General features: G+C 35.9%; 18 protein-coding genes. 7 read left to right on the top strand and 11 right to left on the bottom strand.

Annotated elements, in window-relative coordinates:
• Positions 1-301: 301 nt before the first annotated feature.
• Complete coding sequence (locus AC1DVP_RS13525) at positions 302-961, bottom strand: HAD family hydrolase (protein WP_477184008.1); 660 nt, start codon at positions 959-961, stop codon at positions 302-304.
• A 257-nt stretch (positions 962-1,218) separates the two neighbouring features.
• Between AC1DVP_RS13525 and AC1DVP_RS13530 the strand changes: the two genes are divergently transcribed.
• A complete protein-coding gene (locus AC1DVP_RS13530) occupies positions 1,219-1,734 on the top strand; it encodes an N-acetyltransferase family protein (protein WP_477184009.1) in 516 nt (171 codons plus the stop codon).
• A gap of 15 nt (positions 1,735-1,749) precedes the next feature.
• Here AC1DVP_RS13530 and AC1DVP_RS13535 read toward each other — a convergent pair whose 3' ends face one another.
• Entirely contained in the window at positions 1,750-2,919 is a 1,170-nt protein-coding gene (locus AC1DVP_RS13535; protein ID WP_477184010.1) for a molybdopterin molybdotransferase MoeA, read from the bottom strand.
• 239 nt (positions 2,920-3,158) lie between these two features.
• Between AC1DVP_RS13535 and AC1DVP_RS13540 the strand changes: the two genes are divergently transcribed.
• Positions 3,159-3,596, top strand: a complete 438-nt coding sequence (locus AC1DVP_RS13540) for a hypothetical protein (protein ID WP_477184011.1) — start codon at positions 3,159-3,161, stop codon at positions 3,594-3,596.
• 85 nt (positions 3,597-3,681) lie between these two features.
• Here AC1DVP_RS13540 and hemL read toward each other — a convergent pair whose 3' ends face one another.
• From hemL to AC1DVP_RS13560, 4 genes are all read right to left on the bottom strand, one after another.
• Positions 3,682-4,968, bottom strand: coding sequence for a glutamate-1-semialdehyde 2,1-aminomutase (hemL, locus tag AC1DVP_RS13545; protein WP_477184012.1), 1,287 nt, complete (start codon positions 4,966-4,968; stop codon positions 3,682-3,684).
• Positions 4,969-5,138: 170 nt separating this feature from the next.
• Complete coding sequence (locus AC1DVP_RS13550) at positions 5,139-5,948, bottom strand: glucosaminidase domain-containing protein (protein ID WP_477184013.1); 810 nt, start codon at positions 5,946-5,948, stop codon at positions 5,139-5,141.
• A gap of 19 nt (positions 5,949-5,967) precedes the next feature.
• Positions 5,968-6,861, bottom strand: coding sequence for a 1-aminocyclopropane-1-carboxylate deaminase/D-cysteine desulfhydrase (locus AC1DVP_RS13555; RefSeq protein ID WP_477184014.1), 894 nt, complete (start codon positions 6,859-6,861; stop codon positions 5,968-5,970).
• A 96-nt stretch (positions 6,862-6,957) separates the two neighbouring features.
• Positions 6,958-7,284 (bottom strand): hypothetical protein, encoded by a 327-nt coding sequence (locus AC1DVP_RS13560; RefSeq protein WP_477184015.1) that lies wholly within the window; start codon positions 7,282-7,284, stop codon positions 6,958-6,960.
• A 93-nt stretch (positions 7,285-7,377) separates the two neighbouring features.
• Between AC1DVP_RS13560 and AC1DVP_RS13565 the strand changes: the two genes are divergently transcribed.
• The 4 genes from AC1DVP_RS13565 (at position 7,378) to AC1DVP_RS13580 (ending at position 11,061) form a co-directional block, all read left to right on the top strand.
• Positions 7,378-7,554 (top strand): DUF5522 domain-containing protein, encoded by a 177-nt coding sequence (locus AC1DVP_RS13565; RefSeq protein WP_477184016.1) that lies wholly within the window; start codon positions 7,378-7,380, stop codon positions 7,552-7,554.
• A gap of 363 nt (positions 7,555-7,917) precedes the next feature.
• Positions 7,918-9,897 carry a urocanate hydratase gene (locus AC1DVP_RS13570; RefSeq protein WP_477184017.1) on the top strand — a complete coding sequence of 660 codons (1,980 nt, stop codon included), beginning with the start codon at positions 7,918-7,920 and terminating at the stop codon, positions 9,895-9,897.
• Positions 9,898-10,072: 175 nt separating this feature from the next.
• Positions 10,073-10,618: a DUF4136 domain-containing protein gene (locus AC1DVP_RS13575; protein ID WP_477184018.1), complete on the top strand. Its 546-nt coding sequence runs from the start codon at positions 10,073-10,075 to the stop codon at positions 10,616-10,618.
• A gap of 50 nt (positions 10,619-10,668) precedes the next feature.
• Complete coding sequence (locus AC1DVP_RS13580) at positions 10,669-11,061, top strand: group III truncated hemoglobin (protein WP_477184019.1); 393 nt, start codon at positions 10,669-10,671, stop codon at positions 11,059-11,061.
• 99 nt (positions 11,062-11,160) lie between these two features.
• Here AC1DVP_RS13580 and AC1DVP_RS13585 read toward each other — a convergent pair whose 3' ends face one another.
• Entirely contained in the window at positions 11,161-12,258 is a 1,098-nt protein-coding gene (locus tag AC1DVP_RS13585; protein WP_477184020.1) for a pectate lyase family protein, read from the bottom strand.
• Between the two features lie 520 nt (positions 12,259-12,778).
• Here AC1DVP_RS13585 and AC1DVP_RS13590 point away from each other — a divergent pair.
• Positions 12,779-14,542 carry an aromatic amino acid hydroxylase gene (locus tag AC1DVP_RS13590; RefSeq protein ID WP_477184021.1) on the top strand — a complete coding sequence of 588 codons (1,764 nt, stop codon included), beginning with the start codon at positions 12,779-12,781 and terminating at the stop codon, positions 14,540-14,542.
• Between the two features lie 111 nt (positions 14,543-14,653).
• On the opposite strand, the gene AC1DVP_RS13595 is transcribed toward AC1DVP_RS13590, so the two are convergent.
• The 4 genes from AC1DVP_RS13595 to AC1DVP_RS13610 form a co-directional block, all read right to left on the bottom strand.
• A complete protein-coding gene (locus AC1DVP_RS13595; RefSeq protein WP_477184022.1) occupies positions 14,654-15,091 on the bottom strand; it encodes a hypothetical protein in 438 nt (145 codons plus the stop codon).
• Positions 15,092-15,177: 86 nt separating this feature from the next.
• Positions 15,178-15,798 carry a DUF4230 domain-containing protein gene (locus tag AC1DVP_RS13600; protein WP_477184023.1) on the bottom strand — a complete coding sequence of 207 codons (621 nt, stop codon included), beginning with the start codon at positions 15,796-15,798 and terminating at the stop codon, positions 15,178-15,180.
• Positions 15,799-16,026: 228 nt separating this feature from the next.
• Positions 16,027-18,324, bottom strand: a complete 2,298-nt coding sequence (gene tamL, locus AC1DVP_RS13605; protein ID WP_477184024.1) for a translocation and assembly module lipoprotein TamL — start codon at positions 18,322-18,324, stop codon at positions 16,027-16,029.
• Positions 18,325-18,328: 4 nt separating this feature from the next.
• Complete coding sequence (locus AC1DVP_RS13610) at positions 18,329-23,407, bottom strand: translocation/assembly module TamB domain-containing protein (RefSeq protein WP_477184025.1); 5,079 nt, start codon at positions 23,405-23,407, stop codon at positions 18,329-18,331.
• Positions 23,408-23,441 lie beyond the last annotated feature (34 nt).

The raw sequence follows: 23,441 nt of genomic DNA on the forward strand, positions 1-23,441 counted from the left end.
TTATAATAAAGTGATGAATCTCCCTTCGTCTTTTCTCCTAGTTGGATATTCTGGATATTACGACTTGCGTAGTTCCTTACATTCTGTTCAGACTCTAAAAGATAAAAAGAATGAGGTTATATCTTTCCGACAATGTACTTCTTGAGTCATTTAGCGGGATTTCAACTCTCATCCTCTTTCACTTTATCATTCCAAATATATATCTTTGATAGGAGATTTTATAACTATGCAAACATAGGAGCGGGACAAATGTTGATGAAATGATCAGTACCTCTGCTCCTAAAAAAAATCAAACTTCCGATTAACTATCCAATAATTCCAAAATCTTGTTCACACTTACTTCGCTGTAATCATTAATGTAAAAGTCACACGGAGGCAATTGCTCTTTAGTATGTGAGCTCAAAACGCCAACTACTTTCATCCCTGCATTAAGACCTGCCGTAACTCCAGAAAAAGAATCTTCAAAAACAACACAATCAGACGGAGCAACACCAACTCGTTCTGCCGACTTTAGATAAACTTCCGGATTAGGTTTGTGATGCTGAACGTCCTGACTTGCCATCATCGAGTCCATTTTGTTTTCAATTTTTAAAGCATTTATAATCAGATCGAGATTAGCCCGCGGAGCTGATGTCGCAACGGCAGTTTTAAAGCCACGGGATTTCAGTTCTTCCAAAAACTGCAGATAATGTGGAATTGTCTCTACTTTATCTTTATAAATTTCACGAAACATAGATTCTTTTTCATCTTCCAATTTTTTAAGTTCATCTCCGGCAATTGGACGCTTAAAGAAATGCGTCATGATATAACCGTTATGTTTTCCGTACATATGCTCTTCAAATTCTTGCTGAGAGTGAGGAATTTGATACTTATCAAAAAATGCTTCAAAAGCCTTGCCATGATCTGGATTGGTGTGACAAATTACACCGTCCATATCAAAAATTACACATTGCTGCTTCATTATATTTAGTTGTTGTTTTAAAAGATTGCAAGATACTATCATTTATGTTTTTTTGAAAACCAAAGCCGTAAACATAATTTAAATTTCCCCTAACAAAGTCTTTTCAATCCATACGCTTCTCAATCCCAAAAGTTTTCGGAGCTGGTTTTGAATTAAATTTTAAAGACATTCACCGAAAAATCAGAGGGATTTTTATTAGGTTTATGCTTTATAAGAAAACTAAAAATTGAAAATTTTAAATACAATATATTTACAAAATGAATTATTCCTTTAGAAAAGCCACAGTTTCTGAAATCCCTGCAATATGGGATATTTTACAACAGGCAATAGCCCGAAGAAAGAAAGACGGCAGCGACCAATGGCAAGACGGTTATCCAAATCCTGAAGTGGTTCGAAAAGACATTGAAGCAGATCATGGATTCATTTTAACCGAAGGAGAAACCATTATAGGCTATACCGCAATATTGATAAATGACGAACCTGAATACGCAAGAATAAAAGGCGAATGGCTATCGAATGATGACTTTGTTGTATTTCACCGAGTTGCTATTTCAGAAAATTATCTGGGGAAAGGTTTAGCAAAAAAAATACTGGAACATATAGAAGAATTTGCCCTGCACAACAACATATACAGCATCAAAGCTGACACGAATTTTGACAATATTGCCATGCTGAAAATCTTTGAAAAATCAGGTTATAAGTATTGCGGCAAAGTATATTTTAGAGGAGGTGAAAGGAAAGCATTTGAAAAAATACTCACTAAAAACAACTAAAATTCTAAAAAAAGCCTACAGCAAATATACCTCAACCTTATCCCCTTTTTTTAATTCATAATTTCCATCGGGAACATAAACCAATCCGTTTGCTACAGAAAAAGAATTGAGCATCGACGAATTTTGGTGAGACAAAATTTCTGCGTTCCCGTTATCTATATTAGCTTTCAAAAATTGGGAACGCGTATTTCTCACTTCATAATCATGGGCAATAGGCATTAAAACAGCTTGCTGATAATTAGCTTCAGCACCAGATAATATTGCCAATGTTGGCAAAACATACACATAAAAACAAGTCAGGCAGGCGGCAGGATTTCCCGGCAATGCAAAAACGATCTTATTGTTTAGTTTTCCCGCAAACAATGGCTTACCAGGTTTTTGATTTACTTTATAAAATAAGGTTTCAACTTCCAGTTCTTTCAAAGCCCGCGCCACAAAATCATAGTCTCCAACGGATATTCCTCCAGAAACCAATACGACATCATTGTTTGTTAATGCCTCTTGCAATTTATTTTTGGTGTTTTCAAAATCATCATTGACTTCATACAAAGTAACCGCATCATAATAACTGTCTATCAATGCCGATTGCAGCATAATTCCGTTGCTCTCATACACTTTTCCATATTCAAGCGGTGTCCCTGGCTTGGACAGCTCATTGCCTGTAACCACAATTCCAACCTTTGGCTTTTGATAAACACTGGCTTTTGTAAAACCAAGCCCAGCCAAAAAACCTATCGCCGCAGCATTCAAAACCTTGCCTTTTTCAAGCGCTAAATCTCCAGCCGAAATTTGTTCGCCTATTGGTCTGACATTCGTTTCGGGAAGTACCAGTTCGTCTACTAACAATTGCGTTCCATTAGCCGTAACCTTTTCAATCTGAATCATCGCTTGTGCCGAATCCGGTACTGCAGCTCCCGTAAAAATTTTTACGGCTTGGCCTGGAAGCAATTCAACTCTATGAGAATCTCCCGCTTTCACTTCGCCGATAATTTCATACTGCAAAGCATCGTGCAGACACAAAGCATAACCATCCATCGCCGACTGTCGAAAAGGAGGCATGTTAATTGGCGATAAAAGTGATTGCGCTAAAATATGTTTTCTCGCTTGAAAAAGAGAATACTCTGTTTCGGGCAGCATTGGTAAATTTGCTTGTAATATTGAAAAAGCTTCTTGAACAGAAATCATATGCAGTAGATTATATTGATTTCCAAAAATACGATTCGGAAATGATTATATGGTAATCATCTGTATAAAACTTAGCAAACATTCATACTTTCTTTTGTTACAAAATTTATGCATCCTGAAACAAAACCTTTCAGGTATCAATCCTATTGCTAATTAACATTTATCCTAAATCAAAGTTAAATCATTAAACCTTTGTTGATTAAATCTGTCTTACAAGTACAACTTAAAAAAAAATAAACATGAAAACATTAATTATTGCTCTAGCATTTGGTATAGGTGTATCTGGATTTGCACAAGAAAGCACTACAGCACCGAACAATCCCAATATGGAAAAAATGACTCCGGAACAGCGTCAAGAAAAACATTTGGCTCACTTAACAAAAGAATTGAACTTGGATCCTAAACAAAAGGAAGCAGTTGGTAAACTTTTATCTGAGAAAAGCGATAAAGCACAAGGTCTGAAATCTCAAAAAGAAGCTCGGAAAGAAAGCGGAGAAAAATTGACCACAACAGAAAGAGAAGCTTTTAAAACCAAATTAAAAGCCGAAAAAAAAGATACTGAAAAACAAATGAAAGCAATCTTATCTGCCGATCAATATCAAAAATGGCAAACTATGAGAGCTGAAAATAAAGAAAAATTTAAAAACAGAAGAAGAGAAAAAAAAGATCAATTATAACATACCCTTTGAACCCTAAATACAAATTCCACTTTTCAGCCAATCAGGTTAAAAAAGTGGAATTTTTAATTAGTATAAATGTATTTTAAAACGTTTTAGAAACTTTATCGATCGCCTGAATTGTAAAATCCAAGTCTTCATAAGTCAATGCATCGGTGATAAACCAAGTTTCATAAGCTGATGGCGCAATATAAACTCCTTCAGCAACCAGTCCGTGGAAAAATTTCTTGAAGGTTTCATTATCCCCTGCTCCAGCAGATTGAAAATCGGTTACAGGATTGGCATCAAAATGAACCGAAATCATAGAACCAATTCTGTTGATGGTAAAAACTACATTATTGGCTTTCAAAACTCTTTCGATTCCTGCGCCTAAATAAGCTGTTTTCACTTCCAGTCTTTTAAAAATCTCGCGGTCGCTGTCCAATGCCTGCAGCATCGCCAATCCCGCCGCCATAGCCAATGGATTCCCAGACAAAGTTCCCGCTTGATAAACAGGTCCTAACGGCGCTAGAAAATTCATAATTTCTTCACGAGCCGCGAAAGCCCCAACAGGCAATCCGCCACCGATTACTTTTCCGAAACAAACGATATCCGCATTGATGTTGAACAATTCCTGCACACCTCCTCTGGCTAATCTGAAGCCGGTCATTACCTCATCAAAAATCAGCAGAATTCCGTTTGCGGTACACAACTCGCGAAGACCTTCCAAAAATCCTTTAACCGGCGGAATGCATCCCATATTTCCAGCAACTGGCTCAACAATTATCGCCGCAATTTCATTTTTGTTGGCTCCGATCAAAGTCTTCACGTTTTCCAAATCATTGTATTTGGCTAGCAAAGTATCTTTGGCTGTTCCTGCTGTCACACCAGGACTGTTTGGCGTTCCAAAGGTAACTGCCCCGCTTCCCGCCTGAATCAAAAACGAATCGGAATGACCATGATAGCAACCAGCGAACTTGATAATTTTATCTCTTTTGGTAAAACCGCGAGCCAAACGCACCGCACTCATACACGCTTCTGTTCCTGAATTCACAAAACGGATTTTATCGATATTCGGAACCATAGATACTGCTAAAGCTGCAATTTGGGTTTCTAATTCGGTTGGCATTCCGAAAGAAGTCCCCAATTTTGCTTTTTCGATTACCGCGTCCACGACAGGCTCATAAGCATGTCCCAAAATCATTGGTCCCCAAGAATTAATATAATCGATTAATCGGTTTCCGTCTTCATCATATAAATATGCTCCTTTGGCACTTTTAACAAATATTGGTGTTCCGCCCACGGCTTTAAAAGCTCTTACCGGTGAATTTACTCCTCCTGGGATTACTTTTTCTGCTTCAGCAAAAAGCTGACTGCTTCTTTGATATATCATTACGATTTTAGATTTTAGATTCTTGACTTTAGATTACGAGAACGAACTGATTAATTTAATAAAAATGCTCCTTTTGTCATTTTGACGGAGGAGAAATCACACTGGCTACTCACGTTATGTGATTTCTCCCGTTGGTCGAAATGACAAAAAACAACCGAGTAATTATCGACTTACTTCACAATCAGCTTCTGTCCTATCGAAAGCGTATTCTCTGTTAGATTATTTTTTTGTTTTAATTCTTCTACCGTTAAATTGAATTTTTTGGAAACGGAATAAAATGTATCTCCTTTTTGAATTTCGTACAAACCTGCTTTATCAGAACCAAAATCATCTTGAATCAATACTTTTGTTTCTTCTTTTTTTGCCTCTTTTCCTAATACTTTTGTGTCATATTGACTTAAATTATAGGTCTCAATATAGCTTATTAATTTTTCTGGATATCTCGGGTCGGTAGCATATCCAGCATCTTTCAGTCCTCTTGCCCAAGCTTTGTAATCCCCTTTGGGCAATGTAAACAAATTGGAATATCTTTTTTTACCCGTCAAAACCATTGCGTGGTCTTTATATGACTCCGAGGCCTGATTGTATTTTCTAAAACATTCATTTGCAGCATCATCATCTTTATAGACTTTATCTCCTGTCCAATCGTTATGGCATTTTATCCCGAAATGATTATTGGCATTCATTGCCAAATCACTTTGCCCAGCCCCCGATTCCAAAATTCCTTGTGCCAAAATAATACTGGCGGGAATTCCATACGTTTTCATATTGCTCATCGCAACACTATTGTATTGGGCTACATATCCATTAACTATTTCACCGGTCGACATTGTTTTGGAGGTTGGACTGCCACCTCCATTTTGGATTGGTTTGGAATACTTCCATCCCACTGGTTTTTTTGTAGTGACAATAGTCGATTTTGAAGAACCGCAACTCATTAAAGTTACAATTAAGAGAAATAAAAATATTTTCTTGACCATATTTTGATATTTGATATTGCTATTGCACCTTAATCAATGTTTTGTTTTTGCTTTTCAAAAGCGCATTCATTCCTTGGATTCCCTGCAATCCTCCCGTATGAATCAATAAAATTTTGGCATTATTGGGAAAATAGTTTTTCTGAATTAAATCTATAACGCCAAAAAACATCTTTCCCGTATAAACTGGATCCAGTGGAACTTGAGATTTTTCGTAAAACTGATTTATAAACTGAATCAGATCCTCATTTACCTTTCCGTAACCGCCAAAATGATAATCGGTTACTAAGTCCCAATTTTTGTTGTTGGCAAATTTACGAATTTCATCTTTTAAAAAGTCTCCTTTTAATGCTGGAAATCCCAAAACTTTTTGGTGTGGCAACGCGCTGTTAATAATCCCCGAAATGGTGCCTCCCGTTCCAACTGCACAACATACAAAATCAAACTTGGCATCTTCCTTAGTCAGTATTTCTTCACATCCCTTTATGGCATACTCGTTGGTACCACCTTCGGGAACAAGATAAAACGAGCCGAATTTTTGTTTTAGATTGGCTATAAAATTCGGTTCCGTTTTATGTCGATAATCTTCTCGAGTCACAAACTCGAATTGCATCCCGCATTCTTGCGCAAACCGCAAAGTTGGATTTTCTTCAATTTTATCACCCAATTCATCTCCGCGAATCACTCCAATGGTTTTGAATCCCTGTTCTTTACCCGCATAGGCCACCGCCGAAATATGGTTGGAATAGGCTCCGCCAAAGGTGAGAAGAGTTTCTTGGTTTTCTATTTTTGCCTGAATCAGATTGTACTTCATTTTCCTGAATTTATTTCCTGAAATAAAGGGATGAAGCAGATCTTCCCGCTTTATTTCAAGAGTAATTGTATTGGGTAGTTCGTATGTTATTTTCTGATTCAAAGTTTAGGATTTATTATTTTATTACCATTAAGGCGCTAAGACGCAAAGAAAAATAAACTTAGCGACCTTGCGGTGAAACCTTTTATTTCCTGTTTTTCACAAATACTTTAAAAAAGTAAAAATTCTTCTCGTTTCAATGTAATCCAAACGGAGTTCATTGTCATAAGCCTCCCTTTCAAAACTGATGTTTCTGTAAGCCAAACTGGCATTTTTGTACTGTAGCAAACGTACCGCATATTCGACAAAATACCAAAGAAAAAAAGGCAAAACAAGCAATTCCAACTGTTGCCGAATATGTATTTTTTCGTGATTTACCAATGTTTTATTTTCGGAATCAAAAGCGTATTTTATAAACACGAAAGGAAAGACGGTCAATCCGCGATATCCTTTCGGAATTAAATATTTGGCAACAATAACAAACATTGATTATAAAATTTATAGATTTGTAGAGGCAATTTAGTCCAAATTAAAGAAAAACACAATCGCATCGTGGCGATTTTCAAGCATAAAAACAGAATGGCAGAACAAAGTAATGAAAATAAATTAATTGAAGGGGAAGATTTTTATTACACGCCCGAAGGATATAAATGCTTTACTGAAAAATACCATTTGAAAAGAGGGTATTGCTGTAAAAGTGGCTGTCGTCATTGTCCTTATGGATTTAATAAGAAAACTGGTGAGATTAGAAAATAGAATTTAGATTGCAGAAGGCAGAATTTAGATTTCAAAAAACAGCATCCTTTTAAAACTTAAAAATTATACAATCTTAGAAATGGACATTCTTTCTTTAAAATATAAAATTAAAATTCATAAATCCTACCACAGGTCGGATATACGGTATCCCTAGTTGGCAATTTCTTTAAATTAAGAAAAACATCTTGATTTACCGGATGCGAGAGGGATAGAAACTAGCTACCGAAGTAGCGTGGATAGCCCGACCGCATTAAGGAAAGAGACCGAATAACCGCAAAGATAAGTAGGCCACTTTCCTTAATGCGGTCTCGCCCAACTGATACTCATTAGAACGAATTTATTTTAGATTTTAAAAACAAAAAAATGACTTTTCAAGAACAAATACAACAAGGAATTCCATCTATATTACCACAGCCAAAACCGTATGAAGCCAACATTAACCACGCGCCGAAACGGAAAGAAATCTTGTCTGACGATGAGAAAAAACTGGCGCTTCGAAATGCCTTACGCTATTTTGAGCCGAAGCATCATGCTGAATTGATTCCTGAATTCCGCAACGAACTCGAAACATACGGCCGTATTTATATGTACCGTTTACGTCCTGATTATAGAATGTACGCCCGTCCAATCTCTGAATATCCCGGAAAATGCGAGCAGGCCAAAGCGATTATGCTGATGATTCAGAACAATCTGGATTATGCGGTGGCACAGCATCCGCACKAATTGATTACGTATGGCGGGAACGGTGCGGTTTTCTCGAACTGGGCGCAATATTTATTGACGATGAAATACTTATCGGAAATGACAGATGAGCAAACGTTGACGATGTATTCCGGGCATCCTATGGGGTTGTTTCCTTCCCACAAAGAAGCACCGAGAGTAGTGGTAACCAACGGAATGGTGATTCCAAACTACTCCCAACCCGACGACTGGGAAAGGATGAATGCTTTGGGCGTTTCCCAATACGGACAAATGACCGCAGGAAGTTATATGTACATAGGCCCACAGGGAATTGTGCACGGAACGACCATCACCGTTTTGAACGGTTTCCGAAAAATAAAACGCAGTCCAAAAGGCGGATTGTTTGTGACTTCGGGACTAGGCGGAATGAGTGGCGCGCAACCTAAAGCGGGAAATATTGCGGGCTGTATCACGGTTTGTGCCGAGGTGAATGCTAAAATCACTCACATTCGCCACAGTCAAGGCTGGATTAATGAAGTGGTTGAAAACATTGACGAATTGGTCAAAAGAGTGGCTTTGGCGAAAGCCAATAACGAAACCGTTTCTATCGCATACCTCGGGAACGTAGTGGATGTTTGGGAACGATTTGATGAGGAAAACCTTTATATCGATTTGGGTTCTGACCAAACTTCGCTTCACAATCCGTGGGCTGGCGGGTATTATCCGGTTGGAATTTCATTTGAAGAAGCGAATGACATGATGGCCAATAATCCCGATTTATTTAAGGAAAAAGTACAGGAAACCTTGCGTCGTCACACAGTGGCTATCAACAAACATACAGCCAAAGGAACCTATTTCTTTGATTATGGAAATGCCTTTTTACTGGAAGCTTCGCGTGCTGGTGCCGATATTATGGCCGAAAACAATATTGATTTCAGATACCCGAGTTATGTGCAGGACATTATGGGGCCTATGTGTTTTGATTATGGTTTTGGGCCTTTCCGTTGGGTTTGTACCTCTGGAAAGCCTGAAGACTTAGCCAAAACGGATGCTATTGCCTGTCAAGTTTTGGAAGAAATGGCCAAAACTGCTCCCGCAGAAATTCAGCAACAAATGCAGGATAACATTCAGTGGATAAAAGGCGCGCAGGAAAACAAATTGGTAGTAGGTTCTCAAGCCCGAATCTTATATGCTGATGCCGAAGGCCGCGTAAAAATTGCCGAAGCTTTTAATCAGGCTATTGCCAAAGGAGAGATTGGAGCGGTTGTATTAGGCCGCGATCATCACGATGTTTCGGGAACCGATTCACCTTACAGAGAAACTTCCAATATTTATGACGGTTCCCGCTTCACCGCCGATATGGCCATACAAAATGTTATTGGCGACAGTTTCCGCGGTGCCACTTGGGTTTCCATCCATAATGGCGGGGGCGTAGGCTGGGGCGAAGTGATCAATGGCGGTTTCGGAATGGTACTGGACGGTAGCAAGGAAGCTTCACGACGTTTGGCTTCGATGCTTTTTTGGGATGTTAATAACGGAATCTCAAGACGCAGTTGGGCGCGTAACGAAGGAGCTGTTTTTGCGATAAAAAGAGCAATGGAAGCAGAACCGTTGTTGAAAGTCACGCTTCCCAATTTAGTGGATGATGAATTATTGAATTAATTATGTTCAATTAACCAATTTGACACTGATTTACACAGATTCTTTCTTTACTATTTTTAAAATCTGTTTAATCATTCGCTGAAAAACTGAGGAACTCAGTTTTAAAATTAACACTTATTTGGCTTAATTGGTACGATTTTTGCACTAATTTTAATTCAACATTAATCATATAAATATGAAAACTATAAAATTCCTGCCCTTATTATTACTTTTCATAGTTACCTCTTGTGACACTGTAAGAGTATATTCTGATTACGACAGATCAGTTGATTTCAAGCAATACAAAACTTTTGCATTTATGAAATCGGGGATCGATAAAGTGGAGATTTCTGATTTGGACAAAAAAAGAATCCTGAACGCTATCGACCAGCAACTTCAGTCCAAAGGAATGACCAAAAGTGAAAACCCTGATTTATTGGTAAACATTTTCACTAAATCCCGCGAAGAAATCAGCGTAAACCAATTCAATGCTGGATGGGGTTATGGATGGGGTTATGGATGGAATCCTTATATGTATGGAGGACAGACTATGGTGAGTTCATCTACAGAGGGGACTTTGTACATTGACCTTATCGACGCCAAAAAGAAAGAACTGATTTGGCAGGGAGAAGGCATCGGAACCCTTTCTAAAGATATGAACGAAAAAGACGCAATAGTAAATAATATCGTTACGCAAATTTTGGCACAATTCCCGCCGGCAACTGCTGAAAAGAAAAAATAATTTATTTTAAAAAGCCTACCTTTGAGTAGGTTTTTTTATACTTAGAAATTATGATACCCAAAGACATTAGCAACATAGAAGATATTCAATTAATGGTCAATACTTTTTATTCCAAAGTACAGCAAGACGAATTAATTGGTGCAATCTTCAACGAAAAAATTGGCAACCGCTGGCCGGAACATTTAGAGAAAATGTACCGCTTTTGGCAAACTATTTTACTGGAAGAACATACTTATTCTGGAAGTCCTTTTCCGCCTCACAGACAGCTTCCAGTAGAGAAAAAACACTTTACCCGCTGGATGGAAATTTTTAGCGAAACAGTCGATTCTCTTTTTGCAGGACCGCTTGCCGAAGAAGCCAAATTAAGAGCTAAAAATATGGCCGAAATGTTCAACTATAAAATTGAGTATTTCAGGCATGAAGGAAAACATCCGCTTTTGTAAAAAAAATAAGCCGCACCAATTTTTCACCTATTAACTGATAAAAATTGATGCGGTTTTATTTTGAAAAAATATTTTAAGATTAATCAACATCTCTGCTGATTAATTACCTTTTAGTTTTCCAACGCCAGCATAAGTTGTAACGATACTTTTCACATCATCCGTTTTATTGTCCAGAGATTTGGAATAATCGTATGGAATAGCTACTGTACAAGCAGCAGGATACGCTTCACGATTAGTACAGTCCACTTCTTTATTATCAATACGTTCTGCACTTCCAGAAATCTTGCTGTTTTTAGAATACACTGTATTTTTACTGTTTTCAAAATAATTTTTCTCAACACGTACACAAGCGTTTACACGTGAATTGACGATGCCTCCATAAATATCTTCACAATAGTTATTAAAGAAATGCGCCGTACCTCCTCTGTACAAAGGCACACGTTCCTGAATGGTTTTGTAGTAATTGTGGTGGAAAGTTATTTTTCTATCAGCATATAAATTTGTATCAGAACTGCCGATTAGACTGCATTTATGATGATCATGAAAATAACACCAGGAAATAGTAATATAACCGCTGTTATCTTTTACATCAACCAATCCATCGTATAAGTCCTGATTAGTTTGTGCGCGTGGATCTTCTTCAAAAAACTCACAATGGTCAATCCAAATATTAGTGCTAACGCCATAAACCGAAATTAAATCACCTCCATTAACTAATATCTGAGGTCTCCCCTCGTCTCCTAATTTACTGTATATATTAGCAATATTCTCTGAATTAGCCGGTATTGCTTTTGCAACAGAAACCAAAGAAAACTTAATGTTTTGAACAATTATATTTTTAGCATCCTTAATCGTAAAACCTACACCATCCAAGAAAGCATTATCACCAATGCCAATAATGCTTTTATTGGAAGCCACTTTAATAGATCCAGCATAATCTTTGTTCGCAATGCTCCCCATTCCCGCTATGGTTCCGGTAAATTTAACCACATATTTGACATCCTTAATTTCAGCATACTTTTTAAGGCCTGCAAAAGTAGTTACCGTTACTTCGACACCACCAGCTCCGCCAGTAGTTCCGCCATTTTCGGTTGCGTAACCTATTAGGGAAAAATCTGGTGTTTGCGAATAAGAACATACCATTACGGAAAACAACAAGACCATAGAAAGGATTGCATTTAGCATTTTTTTATTCATAATCTGGAGCAATTTATATGTATTTTTAATCAATTATTATTTTATGTAATCGATTACAATAAACCAAAAATAGAACTTTTATTGAAACAAAAAATCATTTTAACATTAATAGCAACATTTTATTACTTTGAACTAAATTGATGGCAAACTAATGCTGCAAAAACGTATTTCTTATTTATTCTATTAGTTGCTTCTTCGTTAAAAACTGAATGTCTAGAAACTGTTACTATAAATACAAGGTAATTTTAGAATCAATCGCGAATAATCTTAAGTAAATTATCTTTACTAATAAATTGGGCTATATTTTAACCCCAACAGCCCTAGTCCAGATTGCTTCGCTCGTGTATAGTAAAAATCCTTTTTGTGAAAAATCTATTTTTTTGTTGCCGGTGCAGAGCGACCAAAGGGAGCTCCTACAATGGCTTACAAAAAAATAGATTTTTCACAAAAAGATTGAAACGAATAGCTGGAAATAGCTCCTAAAAATTGTAAATTTGCTATAAACTATATCGTTTTCGTTATGAATACAAAAATAAAAAGCAATCCGTTATTAGACCGTTTGCCGAAGCACTTAAAACAGTTTATTAAGCCTCAGGATTATAGTGATTATACTCCTATAAATCAAGCGGTTTGGCGGTATGTTATGCGTAAAAATGTAAACTACTTATCAAAAGTGGCGCATAGTTCGTATTTGGAAGGTTTAAAAAAAACGGGAATTGAGGTGGACAGCATTCCGAGTATGTATGGTATGAACCGCATACTCAGCGAAATTGGCTGGGCTGCGGTTGCGGTAGATGGATTTATTCCGCCGAATGCTTTTATGGAATTTCAGGCGTATAATGTTCTGGTCATTGCATCAGACATTCGTCAGCTCGAACATATAGAATACACTCCTGCTCCCGATATTATTCACGAAGGTGCCGGCCACGCCCCGATTATTGCGAATCCTGAATATGCAGAATACCTGCGCCGTTTTGGCGAAATAGGCTGTAAAGCCATTTCATCACATAAAGATTATGAAATGTACGAGGCAATTCGATTACTTTCTATTTTGAAAGAAGCAGAAGATACTCCACAAGCGAAAATTGAAGCTGCCGAAAAAGCAGTAGAAGACCTGCAAAACAATATGGGCGAATTATCTGAAATGGCACAAATTAGAAACCTGCATTGGTGGACAGTGGAATATGGCTTGATAGGAACATTGGAAAACCCAAAAATATATGGTGCTGGCTTATTGTCGTCCATTGGCGAAAGCGCTTGGTGCATGACCGATAACGTAAAGAAAATCCCTTATGATTTCTCGGCAGTTAACCAAAGTTTTGACATTACCAAATTACAGCCACAGCTGTATGTCACTCCAGATTTTGCTTACTTAAGCCTGATTCTGGAAGAGTTTGCCAATACTATGGCTTTGCGCACGGGAGGACTGTCGGGTATTGAGAAACTAATTCATTCCAAAGCGTTGGGAACTGTTGAATTGAGTACCGGATTACAGATTTCGGGGATATTTACGAAAGTGATTGAAGAACATGGAAAACCAATTTACTTTCAAACCACGGGCAAAACTGCTTTATCGTATCGTGAAAAAGAATTGGTGGGACACGGCACAAATACACATCCAGAAGGTTTCGGCAGTCCAATAGGAAAATTAAAGGGAATTAATCTGGCCATTGAAGATATGAGTCCTCGAGACTTAAAAGCTTATGGCGTTTATGAAGGACAAACCGCTACTTTGGAATTTGAAGGCGATATAAAAGTGGTTGGAGAAATCGTTACCGGAAAGAGGAATCTGCACGGAGAAATCATTTTAATTTGTTTTAAAAACTGCACGGTTACACACGGAGAGACTGTTTTATTCCAGCCGGAATGGGGAAATTATGACATGGCTGTGGGCAAAAAACTGGTTTCAGCTTTTTCGGGTCCAGCCGATGTGAGCAGTTTTGATTTGATTTTGCACGTTCCTTCAAGCAAAACCATTAAAGCCAAACATACTGCCGAAAGAGACGATCTGGAAGTACTGTACCAAACCGTAAGAAACATTCGCGAATCAAATGACACAACTATTTCATTGGAAACTATTTTTGAAAAACTTCAAAATAATCATCCAAACGACTGGTTGCTTTCTGTAGAATTAATTGAGCTTTTGAATACTAGAAATGAAACGGATTTAATGCAGCAGATTCTTTTGCATTTGGAAAACCTAAAAAAACAGCGTCCAGAAATCAAGAAATTAATTTCGAATGGATTGGAGTTGATTTTTGAGAATGAAGAAACGACGCATTAAAAAAACAGAATATTATAAACACAGATTCCACAAATTTTCACAGATTGTTTTGAGTGAAAATTTGTGGAATATTTGTATTCTATGTTTAGCAATAGTAATTTCTTCAGTATGTTAATATTCCTCGAAAGATTTTTCGTTCCAAATCTTTTCTCCAAGATATTTTATACAAAAATCATAACGTTTTATTATTGCTTTTTCGGGGTTTCTGCCATATTTAAAAATCCATATTTCGTTATCTGTAATTTTTATTCTACGAAATTTTCTATCGTCACAAGCATCATTTGAACAAATTTGAATTGAAGAATTCTTTAAAATTACTTTACCATTAACATCAATTATTCGATCAACAGTAATTATCTTTTTGTGAGGCAATTTCCAAAAAATAAATTTTCGGTTACTCTCAATTCTTTCGGTTTTTAATATTACGTTTTGGGCAGAACATTTTCTTTTGTTTTGGATTGTATCTTCTTTTGATTTCAATTTATTCATACTAATCACGGAAAGCGAGAAGAAACTAAATACTATTGATATTATAAATGTTGTCCTCATTCGATTCTTCTGATTATTACTGTCAACTATAAAATTTACACAATCAATGGATCTGCGAAAATCTGTGTAATCTGTGTTACCGCCTTTTACAACTTCAAATCCTGCTGCAGTTCTTTTTCGTTTGAGATTTCTTTACCGTTATATTGCAGTTTCCAGCCCATGGTATTAGTCAGAATCAAAATCTTGGAAAGTTCGCTTATCAAGCGGTTTTGAGCGTTGGATTTCAAGGATGATTTTTCGATTTTCTTGGCTAAATTGACTTTTACCGATTTGTTGATTTTATTGTAATCATCGCCCGTAAACGGATTCATCTGACTTTGCTGCACATCATAATATTTGATATCTGGGCTTATCTTTATTTCTTCTTTCGGAATACTAAGAATCGTAATGGTTTTATTGGCTTCGTCAACATCATACTTCATTTGATGCAGATCATACGAAACCGTAACATCAGCATTGACAATCACGATGGCTTTTTTCTCAAACGAAAGTATGTCCATCATGTATTTCTGCTGGTTTTTATAGGTTACCACTTCGGAGAAATGCCCTTCGGTAACAACTAGTTTACCAACATTAACAATTTGCTGCTGAATCAAATTTGTATTATAATCCAATGATGTGTCGTCATCTTTTTTGAATTCGCAGAATTTGAAAGCCAAAATTATTATGACTATGATTACAGCTACGGCTATTATTCTTTTGAGCATATTTTGCATTTTATTGTTTTATTTTAGCCAAATTAATTCTTTTTTTTAAAATGTAAACAAAAAAGCTAAATGTTAATTCTTAGCCCCGATTAAAGTGAAAATCCTTTTTGTTTTTTCTTTAAAAACAAAAAGATTGTAACGGAGCGGGACGATATTCACAAAAAAGCCAAATCTTTCTGCTCCAAAAAAATTAATAATCGGACTCATGTTAAGGTAAATTAATTCCTTTTAAAATGGGTATCCAATCGCAATATTAAGAATAAGATTTTCTTTTCTCCAAGTACTGTTTCCAAAATCAATATTGTCAATTACCCACCTGTTATTTTCAGGCAGCCAGGGTTTCCTTAACGGAAATGCTAAATCTGTTCTTAAAACAAGAAACGACAAATCAAAACGCAAACCAGCTCCAGTTCCCACGGCAATATCTTTCATGAAATTTTTAGAAATTTCACCTCCCGGTTTATTAGGATCGGCATTTAAGAGCCAAATATTTCCAGCATCTACAAACAAAGCTCCTTTAACAATGCTAAAAAGTTTTGCCCTGTACTCTGAACTAAATTCTAATTTTAGGTCACCGGACTGATCAGGAAGGTAAGATGAATTTGTTGTTGGGGTATTAAAATAACTTCCGGGGCCGAGTGTTCTGGCTCTAAAAGCACGAATACTATTGGTTCCTCCTGACACAAACTGTTTTGATGTAGGCATCACGCTTGAATTTCCATAAGGCAGTCCAATGCCTACAATGATCCTGCTTGCTAATTCTGCATCTTTTCCAAGTTTTATATAATGGCGGAAATCAGTTTTTATTTTTGCAAACTGGCTAAGCGGCACATCAAATATTTTTATGGTATCCTTTTTCTTGATATTGGCTCCGGTTAATAAACCCGTGATGTTTCCAGCCAAATCTAATTCTCCGCTAAAATAAAAGGTATGTTTTTTTCGCTTCTGCATAGTGTTCGTATATGTATACGAATAGGTTGGTCCAAAAATCAATTGTTTTTCGATTACTTTTCCTAAAGCCGGATCTTGATCAATATCTTCCTGATATTCTGCCGTTACATTATTTGGGCTTACATAAGTAATATCCATAACATTTAACTGATGTTCTTTTCGGACACTTTCTCTCCATAAATAACCGAAAGAAGTATTAAAAGAATTCAAAGCGTACAGCTGTGTTCTGTTTTGATATTCATACCGAAGCATGGCTTTGGTTCTGGGAACAAATTCACTATTGCCCTGAATATGAAACGGCGTAATAAATCTAGGCCAAGTCAGGCTGGTTTCGGTTCCTAATTTAAAGATGTTTTTGCCATTATTTTCGCCTGCAAGCTGAAAATCGGCACCGCTAAATACAGAAACGGTAAGCAGTTCGGCTCCTCTGAATGTATTTCGGTTATTCCAGTTTACATTGACTTCTGTACCGGTATAACTCGCCGAATTCGTTTTGCCCACAACCTCAAAACGAATAAATTTTTTAGGTAAAAGCGTCAGATAATAATAGGAATCTAAAGTGTTTTTTAAACTGTCTGAATTTTTGAATTCATTCTTTACAAAACTAAATGTCCCAAGATTTACAAAACGATTCAAAGTAAGATTATGATCTTTTCGATTATAAAAATCTCCTTTTTTAAAAAGTATGGCTCTGTCAAAAACTCTGGGTTTAAAAGTATCTGCTGTATCAATAATTGTAAAATCATTGTACTGGACAATGTCTTCTTTTTTATATTTGAGACTGTCTTTTGAAACTGCAAAATTTGGATAGACTATAATTTTATCAATTTTATAGGCAATTTTGGCTTTCTCGGGTGTTTCGTCTTTTATTTTTAATTTAATACGGACCTCATAATCGCCTTTTGTACTATCTACCTGCGCCAAAATGTAATCTGGGTTAAAATAGTAAAATCCTTTTTCTTTTAATCTGGCATCAATGCGTTCCCGTTCAGCTTTTATAATATCCAGATCGTATGGTTTTCCTTCTTTTAATAATGATCTGCGGCTCGTTCTGGCAATTGCTTTTCCTAAAGCGGAAGAATCTTCTGGAAATCTCACCTCTTTTATTTTATATTGCTTTCTCATCTGAACGATATATTCTGTTGTTGCTCTTTTATTATTTACAGTAGAATCAGCGCTGACTCTGTTTTTAAAATAACCGCGATTTTCTGCAAAATTTCTTAAAACGGCTGCGTTATAATCCAAATCGACTTTACTGAAAAGCACGGGTTCTTCACCTACTTTATTTCGTAACCAATACCTGATTCCTTTATCTTTTGTTGGTTTTCCTGCTAAATTGTAAAACCATAATTTGGGACGCAGACCTAATATTGCTTTATTCGGTTTAGGACGCAACAAGCCTTCCATTTCTTTCTCCAGTGCTTTTCTGTCTTTCTTTTTCATGATAGAATCCTTCACCATTACAGAAGCTCCTGTGTAAAGCAACTCGCCTTCGGGCAAATATTTAGTATTGCTGCACCCAAAAGAAAAAAACAAGGACAGCACTATAAAATATTTTATATATCTGATTTTCAAATCACTATGTTTTTTGCTSATTTCCTTCTATTAGATCTTTCTCTTTATTTTCTTCTTTTTCTTTCTGTTTTCTCTTCTCTTTGCGAATTTTTTCTTCTTTAATCAGCTGTTTTTCGGCTTCACTGCGGTGAAAAAGTTCTCTGAATTTATTGTAGTTCATTGTGATGACAAATGCCACTCCAGTTTCTATAACCTGACCTTCAACCGCAACCTGATATTCATTTTTGCGATAGGCGCGAACCATATATCTGCCATCTTTTGTAAGCTGATAATCCAGAGAAACATCACCTGCAATATTTGTAGTTTCCTCATTGGCACGTTCCTTTCCTTCGACACCAAAACTGCTTCCTACAGTAACTTTTAATCGATCATCAAGTAATTTTTTAGAAACAGCGACATTCAAATCGGTTCTGTTTTCCATGGTTCCTCTAGTGTAGTCTTCCCTCGATTCTAAATCGAAATCCAACTGAAAACCACTTATCAATTCTCCCGCAAGATCATTTAACTGCTGTGATAAAATCTTGCTAACACTTTGTCTCGCTAATGATTCAGCACTTGTACCACCACTTTCACTGGCAAATGGATTTTCGCCAACAAAACGATTTAAAAGCAAAAGAGCAAAAACCTGTTTATTTAATTCAGCCGGTTCTTGTCGCAGCTGTTCCAATTTTGCCTGAGAAGCAGATACAATATCTGATGAAACTCCATAATTTCCATCAGGAAGTTTTATATCAAATGTGATTTCGGGTTTCAGCAATTCGCCATTCATTTTCAATAAAGTCTGAAATGGAATTTTTTGCTTGTAAGTGTTTTTAACGGTTGAACTTACTGCCCCCAACTGGTTTCCAAGCAAATCGATTGGAGCAGCATTGACTTTATAAATTGCCGTAATATTCAAAGTTGCCATTGTTGGTTCTCCGTTCCATACAATATAACTTCCTTTTTGAATATTAAATTTTCTTCGGATTGCATTAAAATTCATCTCATAAGCTCCGTCTGAAACTTCATATTTGCCCGTAAGAGTTGTTTTTCCCGAAGGATCAATTCCTCCCGTAAGTTCAGCTTCGCCTTTCAGATTAAGATAATCACCATTTCCTTTGTCGATAATCAATGTAAGTTCCGCTTCTTTAACTAGCGAAATATCAACGCTTACATTCATGCCTATTAGCTCTGACTGATTGAGTTTTTTCTCCAATTGAACGGCTTGTTTCAGATATAAGTTATCTTCATTTACAAACTCTACAATTCCTTCTCTATCGGCAATTGAAGGATCAGACTGAGGCAAAACAACTGTGAATTTGGTCTCTTTATTTATTTTAACAACTCCATCTACAATAGGATTTTCGAGTGTTCCTTTTATCTTTAGTTTTGTATCTAAAAATAAATCTCCATAGAACAAATCATTATCAGAAGCTTTGGAATGTATTGCCCTGAAATCATCTGCAGCTACTGTTAAGTCAAAATTATAAGTTCTAAAATCTGGAGACTGCATTGTGCCGTTTAGAACTAATTCATTACCATTTTCATCATAAAGCGTAAAGTTGTCAAACGCTATTATTTCATTACTGAAAGTAACTTTTTCATTATCTGCCTTAAAATAGGAATTGAGTTTTGTAATCCTAAAACCGCTGTCATTAAAGTTTAATTCACCATTAACTTTTGGTGTTTCCGCATTTCCTGTAATTTTAAAATTTCCTGATAAAAAACCTTTTCCGTCAGTAATATTTCCCATCGAAAAGCCTTGAATGCTTTTAATATTTAATTTATTGACAGCGGTATTAAAATCCAAACCTCCATCACTGATTCTATAATTTCCATCTACTTTTATATCATTGCCTTCGCCGCTTAAAACCACATTTGCCACAAGTGTATCTGCCGTTTTATTATCGACTTTTATAGCAATATCTCCAACAGCTTCTCCCCTAAAACCAAAATCATCTATTTTTATATCCGAAGTAAAAATAGGCGATGTCATCACGTTTTCTATAACAGCATTTCCATTGATTAAACCCTGCATAAGCAGTTTGTCTTTTTTAACCATATTCAGAATGGTTTCGATTTTGAAATTCACAAAATCAGCCTGAATCGGTGCATTATTCTGATTACCTAATGATTGTATTTTAAGTTCGTTACCTGAATTATCTATAAAAAACTTATTTACGTACAGTCTTTTATCTCCAAACTCAACTGCATTTTCGGGATTAATATTCCATTTGTCATAATTAAGGACGAAATTTTCAGAGTTAATTTTCAGGATATTTTTGGCATCCTGACGAAGGAACTCACCGGCAATAACATATTGCTCTTTGTTTTTTGAATCTTTTACCTGCAATGCATATGAAAGAATATTATTTTCGGCTTTACCGGACAAACTGGTAAATGGAACTTTTATCTCGCCTCTTTCAATCGTTGCTACCGAAATCTGATATTCTAAAGCATTTCCTTTGGCTTCGATATTTATTTTTCCGTCAGCGATTGTATTATTAGCATAAACAATTCTCGGAATTGTTCCTTTTATTTCCAGAGAATCTGTTCGATTATTGTATTTTCCAGAAATATTGATAGGCTCTAAACCAGTTAATTTAGGCAGGATTTTAAAAAGTATCGGATCATTATCTACTGACAATGTAAAAGTCAATCGCTGCTCATCTGATTCGACATTTACTTTTGGCATTTTTAAATCAATATATTTCGATAATGATTTTTTTACTGCTGATGCTAATGTTGTCAATTTGTATTTTCCGTCAACCTCAGCTTTCAGGAATTGTGAACTTATTTTGATGTTATTTTTTTCGTTATCTGCAAAAGCCGAAATTTTGACAGAATCCAGCACAATCAGTTCATCCTGCAAAATCTGAATGTTTGAAAGAAACACTTTTCCGTTCAAGAAGTCCGGATTGCTGTTGACAATATCGGCATCAACATTTCCGCGCAATTTCATTGGACCAGCGTGAAGATTCAGTTTTTCGAGATCGGCAATATCAAGGTTTAATTTTAATTGAACTTCTGGGTATTTGCTTTTAGTATTACCATTGGCTGTCAAATCAAAGTTCAGGTTTGGGTCTTTCATTCCTGATTTTACAGCAAAAGATCCGTTTTCTATATTTCCTTTTACAGTTAAATCTCGGTATGCATATCTATTAAATACTGCTTTTTGGACAATTCCATCCAAATTTGCCTGTGCTGTTTTTGGATCTAGGCCTTTCCCTTTTACTTTCGCTTTAAGCGTAATTTTTCCAATGGAATCATTTTTAATTAATTGGCCTAAGTCAAAATCCTGCAAATAAACCATTGCATCGTATTTCTCTTTTCTCTTAATGCGCTGATCGAACAAGGCATCGATTTTTGCATTTCCAAAACTGCTGTTTAAAGCCAAATTGGTTTTAAAATTTTGAACTGAACCTTTAAATTTTCCCTGCAGATTAAACTGAGAAGGCAATTGAATGTTTTTCGGAATCGTTCCTGGAGGCACAAAAGAATAGACATCTTTTGCAGTACTCGACAGTTTTTTAATGTTCAAATCATAATATGCTTTCTGACCATCAGGCAAACCAGTAATTTTTCCAGAAAGAGAAACTCTTGTATTTCCGATTCCGCTCATTTCAAATAACGGAATATTCAGATTTTTAATTTTTCCATTTAAGCGAGTATTCAGATACACAATTGCATTCGGATTTCTTTTAAACGGATTGAACTTTTGTAAATCTGGAGCAAATAATAGAATGTCTTTAAAACCAATTTTAGACTGATTTAAATTGGCATCAATCGTAAGGTTTTCGGAATTCTTTTTTAAAGAAGCTAACGATGGATATCCAATTCTAATTTTATTCTGCAAAAGTGTCTGCGGTGTTCTCAAATACAAATTATTCAAAAACGCATTTTTCTGGCCATAAAAGAAATCTGTTTTTAAAGCCTGAATCTGTAAACCACTTTTTTCATTTGCGACCAATGCTTTTATATTTCCCGAAATAGTATCATTTCCGTAGTATAATTTTTCCGCTTTTAAATTGAATTTGTCCAAATCCAGATGACTGTAATCAATTCCTTTTGCGTTCGGTTTTGATTTCATGTCATCAAATCGGAAAACGATATTCTGAATATTGACATCATTAAGTTTTACTTTCCAACCTGATTGTTTGATTGAAATTGAGTCTAAATCTGGGGTTTTAATTTTTGTGTCTTTTATACCCAATCTTAAATTTCCTCTTAGATTTTTCAACTCAAAAGAATCAAAATCCAAAAGCTGTTTATTCAAGTCAATCTCGTTGACGGCTAATTCCAGATTACCCAAACGTATTCCCGAATCCAGTTTTGAATCTTTATTATCATATGAAACATCAATCTTTGATAAACTGATTTTCCCTAATTTTAATTTGAAATCTTTTCGTTTCGAAATGGTATCAACTGTTTTTACCGAAACCTCCGCAATTTTTTCGACAGCATCCTGATTCAAAACTAATTTTAATCCGTTTAAATTAATATTCGGAATATTGAAATCCATTTTATCCAAATCGAATTTCTTGAATTTAGTATCAAAATGCGTGAGTTTTACCCGAATATCATTTTTAGAAAAATCATCTTTATAATTGAATTTTACATTATCCAGATTAACCTTTACAACTGATATTTTAAAAGGTTTGCTATTGGGATCTTTCGGCTCTTTCGATTCGAAGGCTTTGATAATATAATCGAAATTGAAAACTCCCTCTTTATTTCTTGAAATATTGGCGTTTGTATTTTCGAGAGAAACTGAATTGATTTCAAGTTTGCTAAACATTAAGCTGAATAAATCTATATCAGCTTCTAAACGCTTTCCAGCCAGTAAAATATCTTTTTTTTGATCTTCAAAATAAAAACCTTCCAGCACTACATCTTTAGGAAATTCAATTGAAATTCGGTCCAGAGAAACTTTGGTTTTAAGCTTCCCATGCAGATAATCAACTGCTTCATCTTTAGCAAGATTTTGGATGAATGGAACTTGAATTAAAATTATAAGGAGAAGCAAAATAGCAACTGTTGAAGCGACACACCAAGGCAATACACGTAGTGTTTTCTTTAGAAAATGAATTTGTTTCGCATTCATAGGTCGATAAAACACGTTAAGATTAAAACTGTAC

The sequence above is a fragment of the Flavobacterium sp. P3_A6 genome (assembly GCF_056403035.1).

Excerpts from the sequence above, each read along its gene's own strand:
- AC1DVP_RS13535 (WP_477184010.1), bottom strand. The coding sequence starts at position 2,919 with ATGATTTCTGTTCAAGAAGCTTTTTCAATATTACAAGCAAATTTACCA.
- AC1DVP_RS13590 (WP_477184021.1), top strand. The coding sequence starts at position 12,779 with ATGAATACAAAAATAAAAAGCAATCCGTTATTAGACCGTTTGCCGAAG.
- AC1DVP_RS13565 (WP_477184016.1), top strand. The coding sequence starts at position 7,378 with ATGGCAGAACAAAGTAATGAAAATAAATTAATTGAAGGGGAAGATTTT.
- AC1DVP_RS13585 (WP_477184020.1), bottom strand. The coding sequence starts at position 12,258 with ATGAATAAAAAAATGCTAAATGCAATCCTTTCTATGGTCTTGTTGTTT.
- AC1DVP_RS13595 (WP_477184022.1), bottom strand. The coding sequence starts at position 15,091 with ATGAGGACAACATTTATAATATCAATAGTATTTAGTTTCTTCTCGCTT.
- hemL (WP_477184012.1), bottom strand. The coding sequence starts at position 4,968 with ATGATATATCAAAGAAGCAGTCAGCTTTTTGCTGAAGCAGAAAAAGTA.
- AC1DVP_RS13560 (WP_477184015.1), bottom strand. The coding sequence starts at position 7,284 with ATGTTTGTTATTGTTGCCAAATATTTAATTCCGAAAGGATATCGCGGA.
- AC1DVP_RS13600 (WP_477184023.1), bottom strand. The coding sequence starts at position 15,798 with ATGCTCAAAAGAATAATAGCCGTAGCTGTAATCATAGTCATAATAATT.
- AC1DVP_RS13540 (WP_477184011.1), top strand. The coding sequence starts at position 3,159 with ATGAAAACATTAATTATTGCTCTAGCATTTGGTATAGGTGTATCTGGA.
- AC1DVP_RS13580 (WP_477184019.1), top strand. The coding sequence starts at position 10,669 with ATGATACCCAAAGACATTAGCAACATAGAAGATATTCAATTAATGGTC.
- AC1DVP_RS13530 (WP_477184009.1), top strand. The coding sequence starts at position 1,219 with ATGAATTATTCCTTTAGAAAAGCCACAGTTTCTGAAATCCCTGCAATA.
- AC1DVP_RS13575 (WP_477184018.1), top strand. The coding sequence starts at position 10,073 with ATGAAAACTATAAAATTCCTGCCCTTATTATTACTTTTCATAGTTACC.
- AC1DVP_RS13550 (WP_477184013.1), bottom strand. The coding sequence starts at position 5,948 with ATGGTCAAGAAAATATTTTTATTTCTCTTAATTGTAACTTTAATGAGT.
- AC1DVP_RS13525 (WP_477184008.1), bottom strand. The coding sequence starts at position 961 with ATGAAGCAGCAATGTGTAATTTTTGATATGGACGGTGTAATTTGTCAC.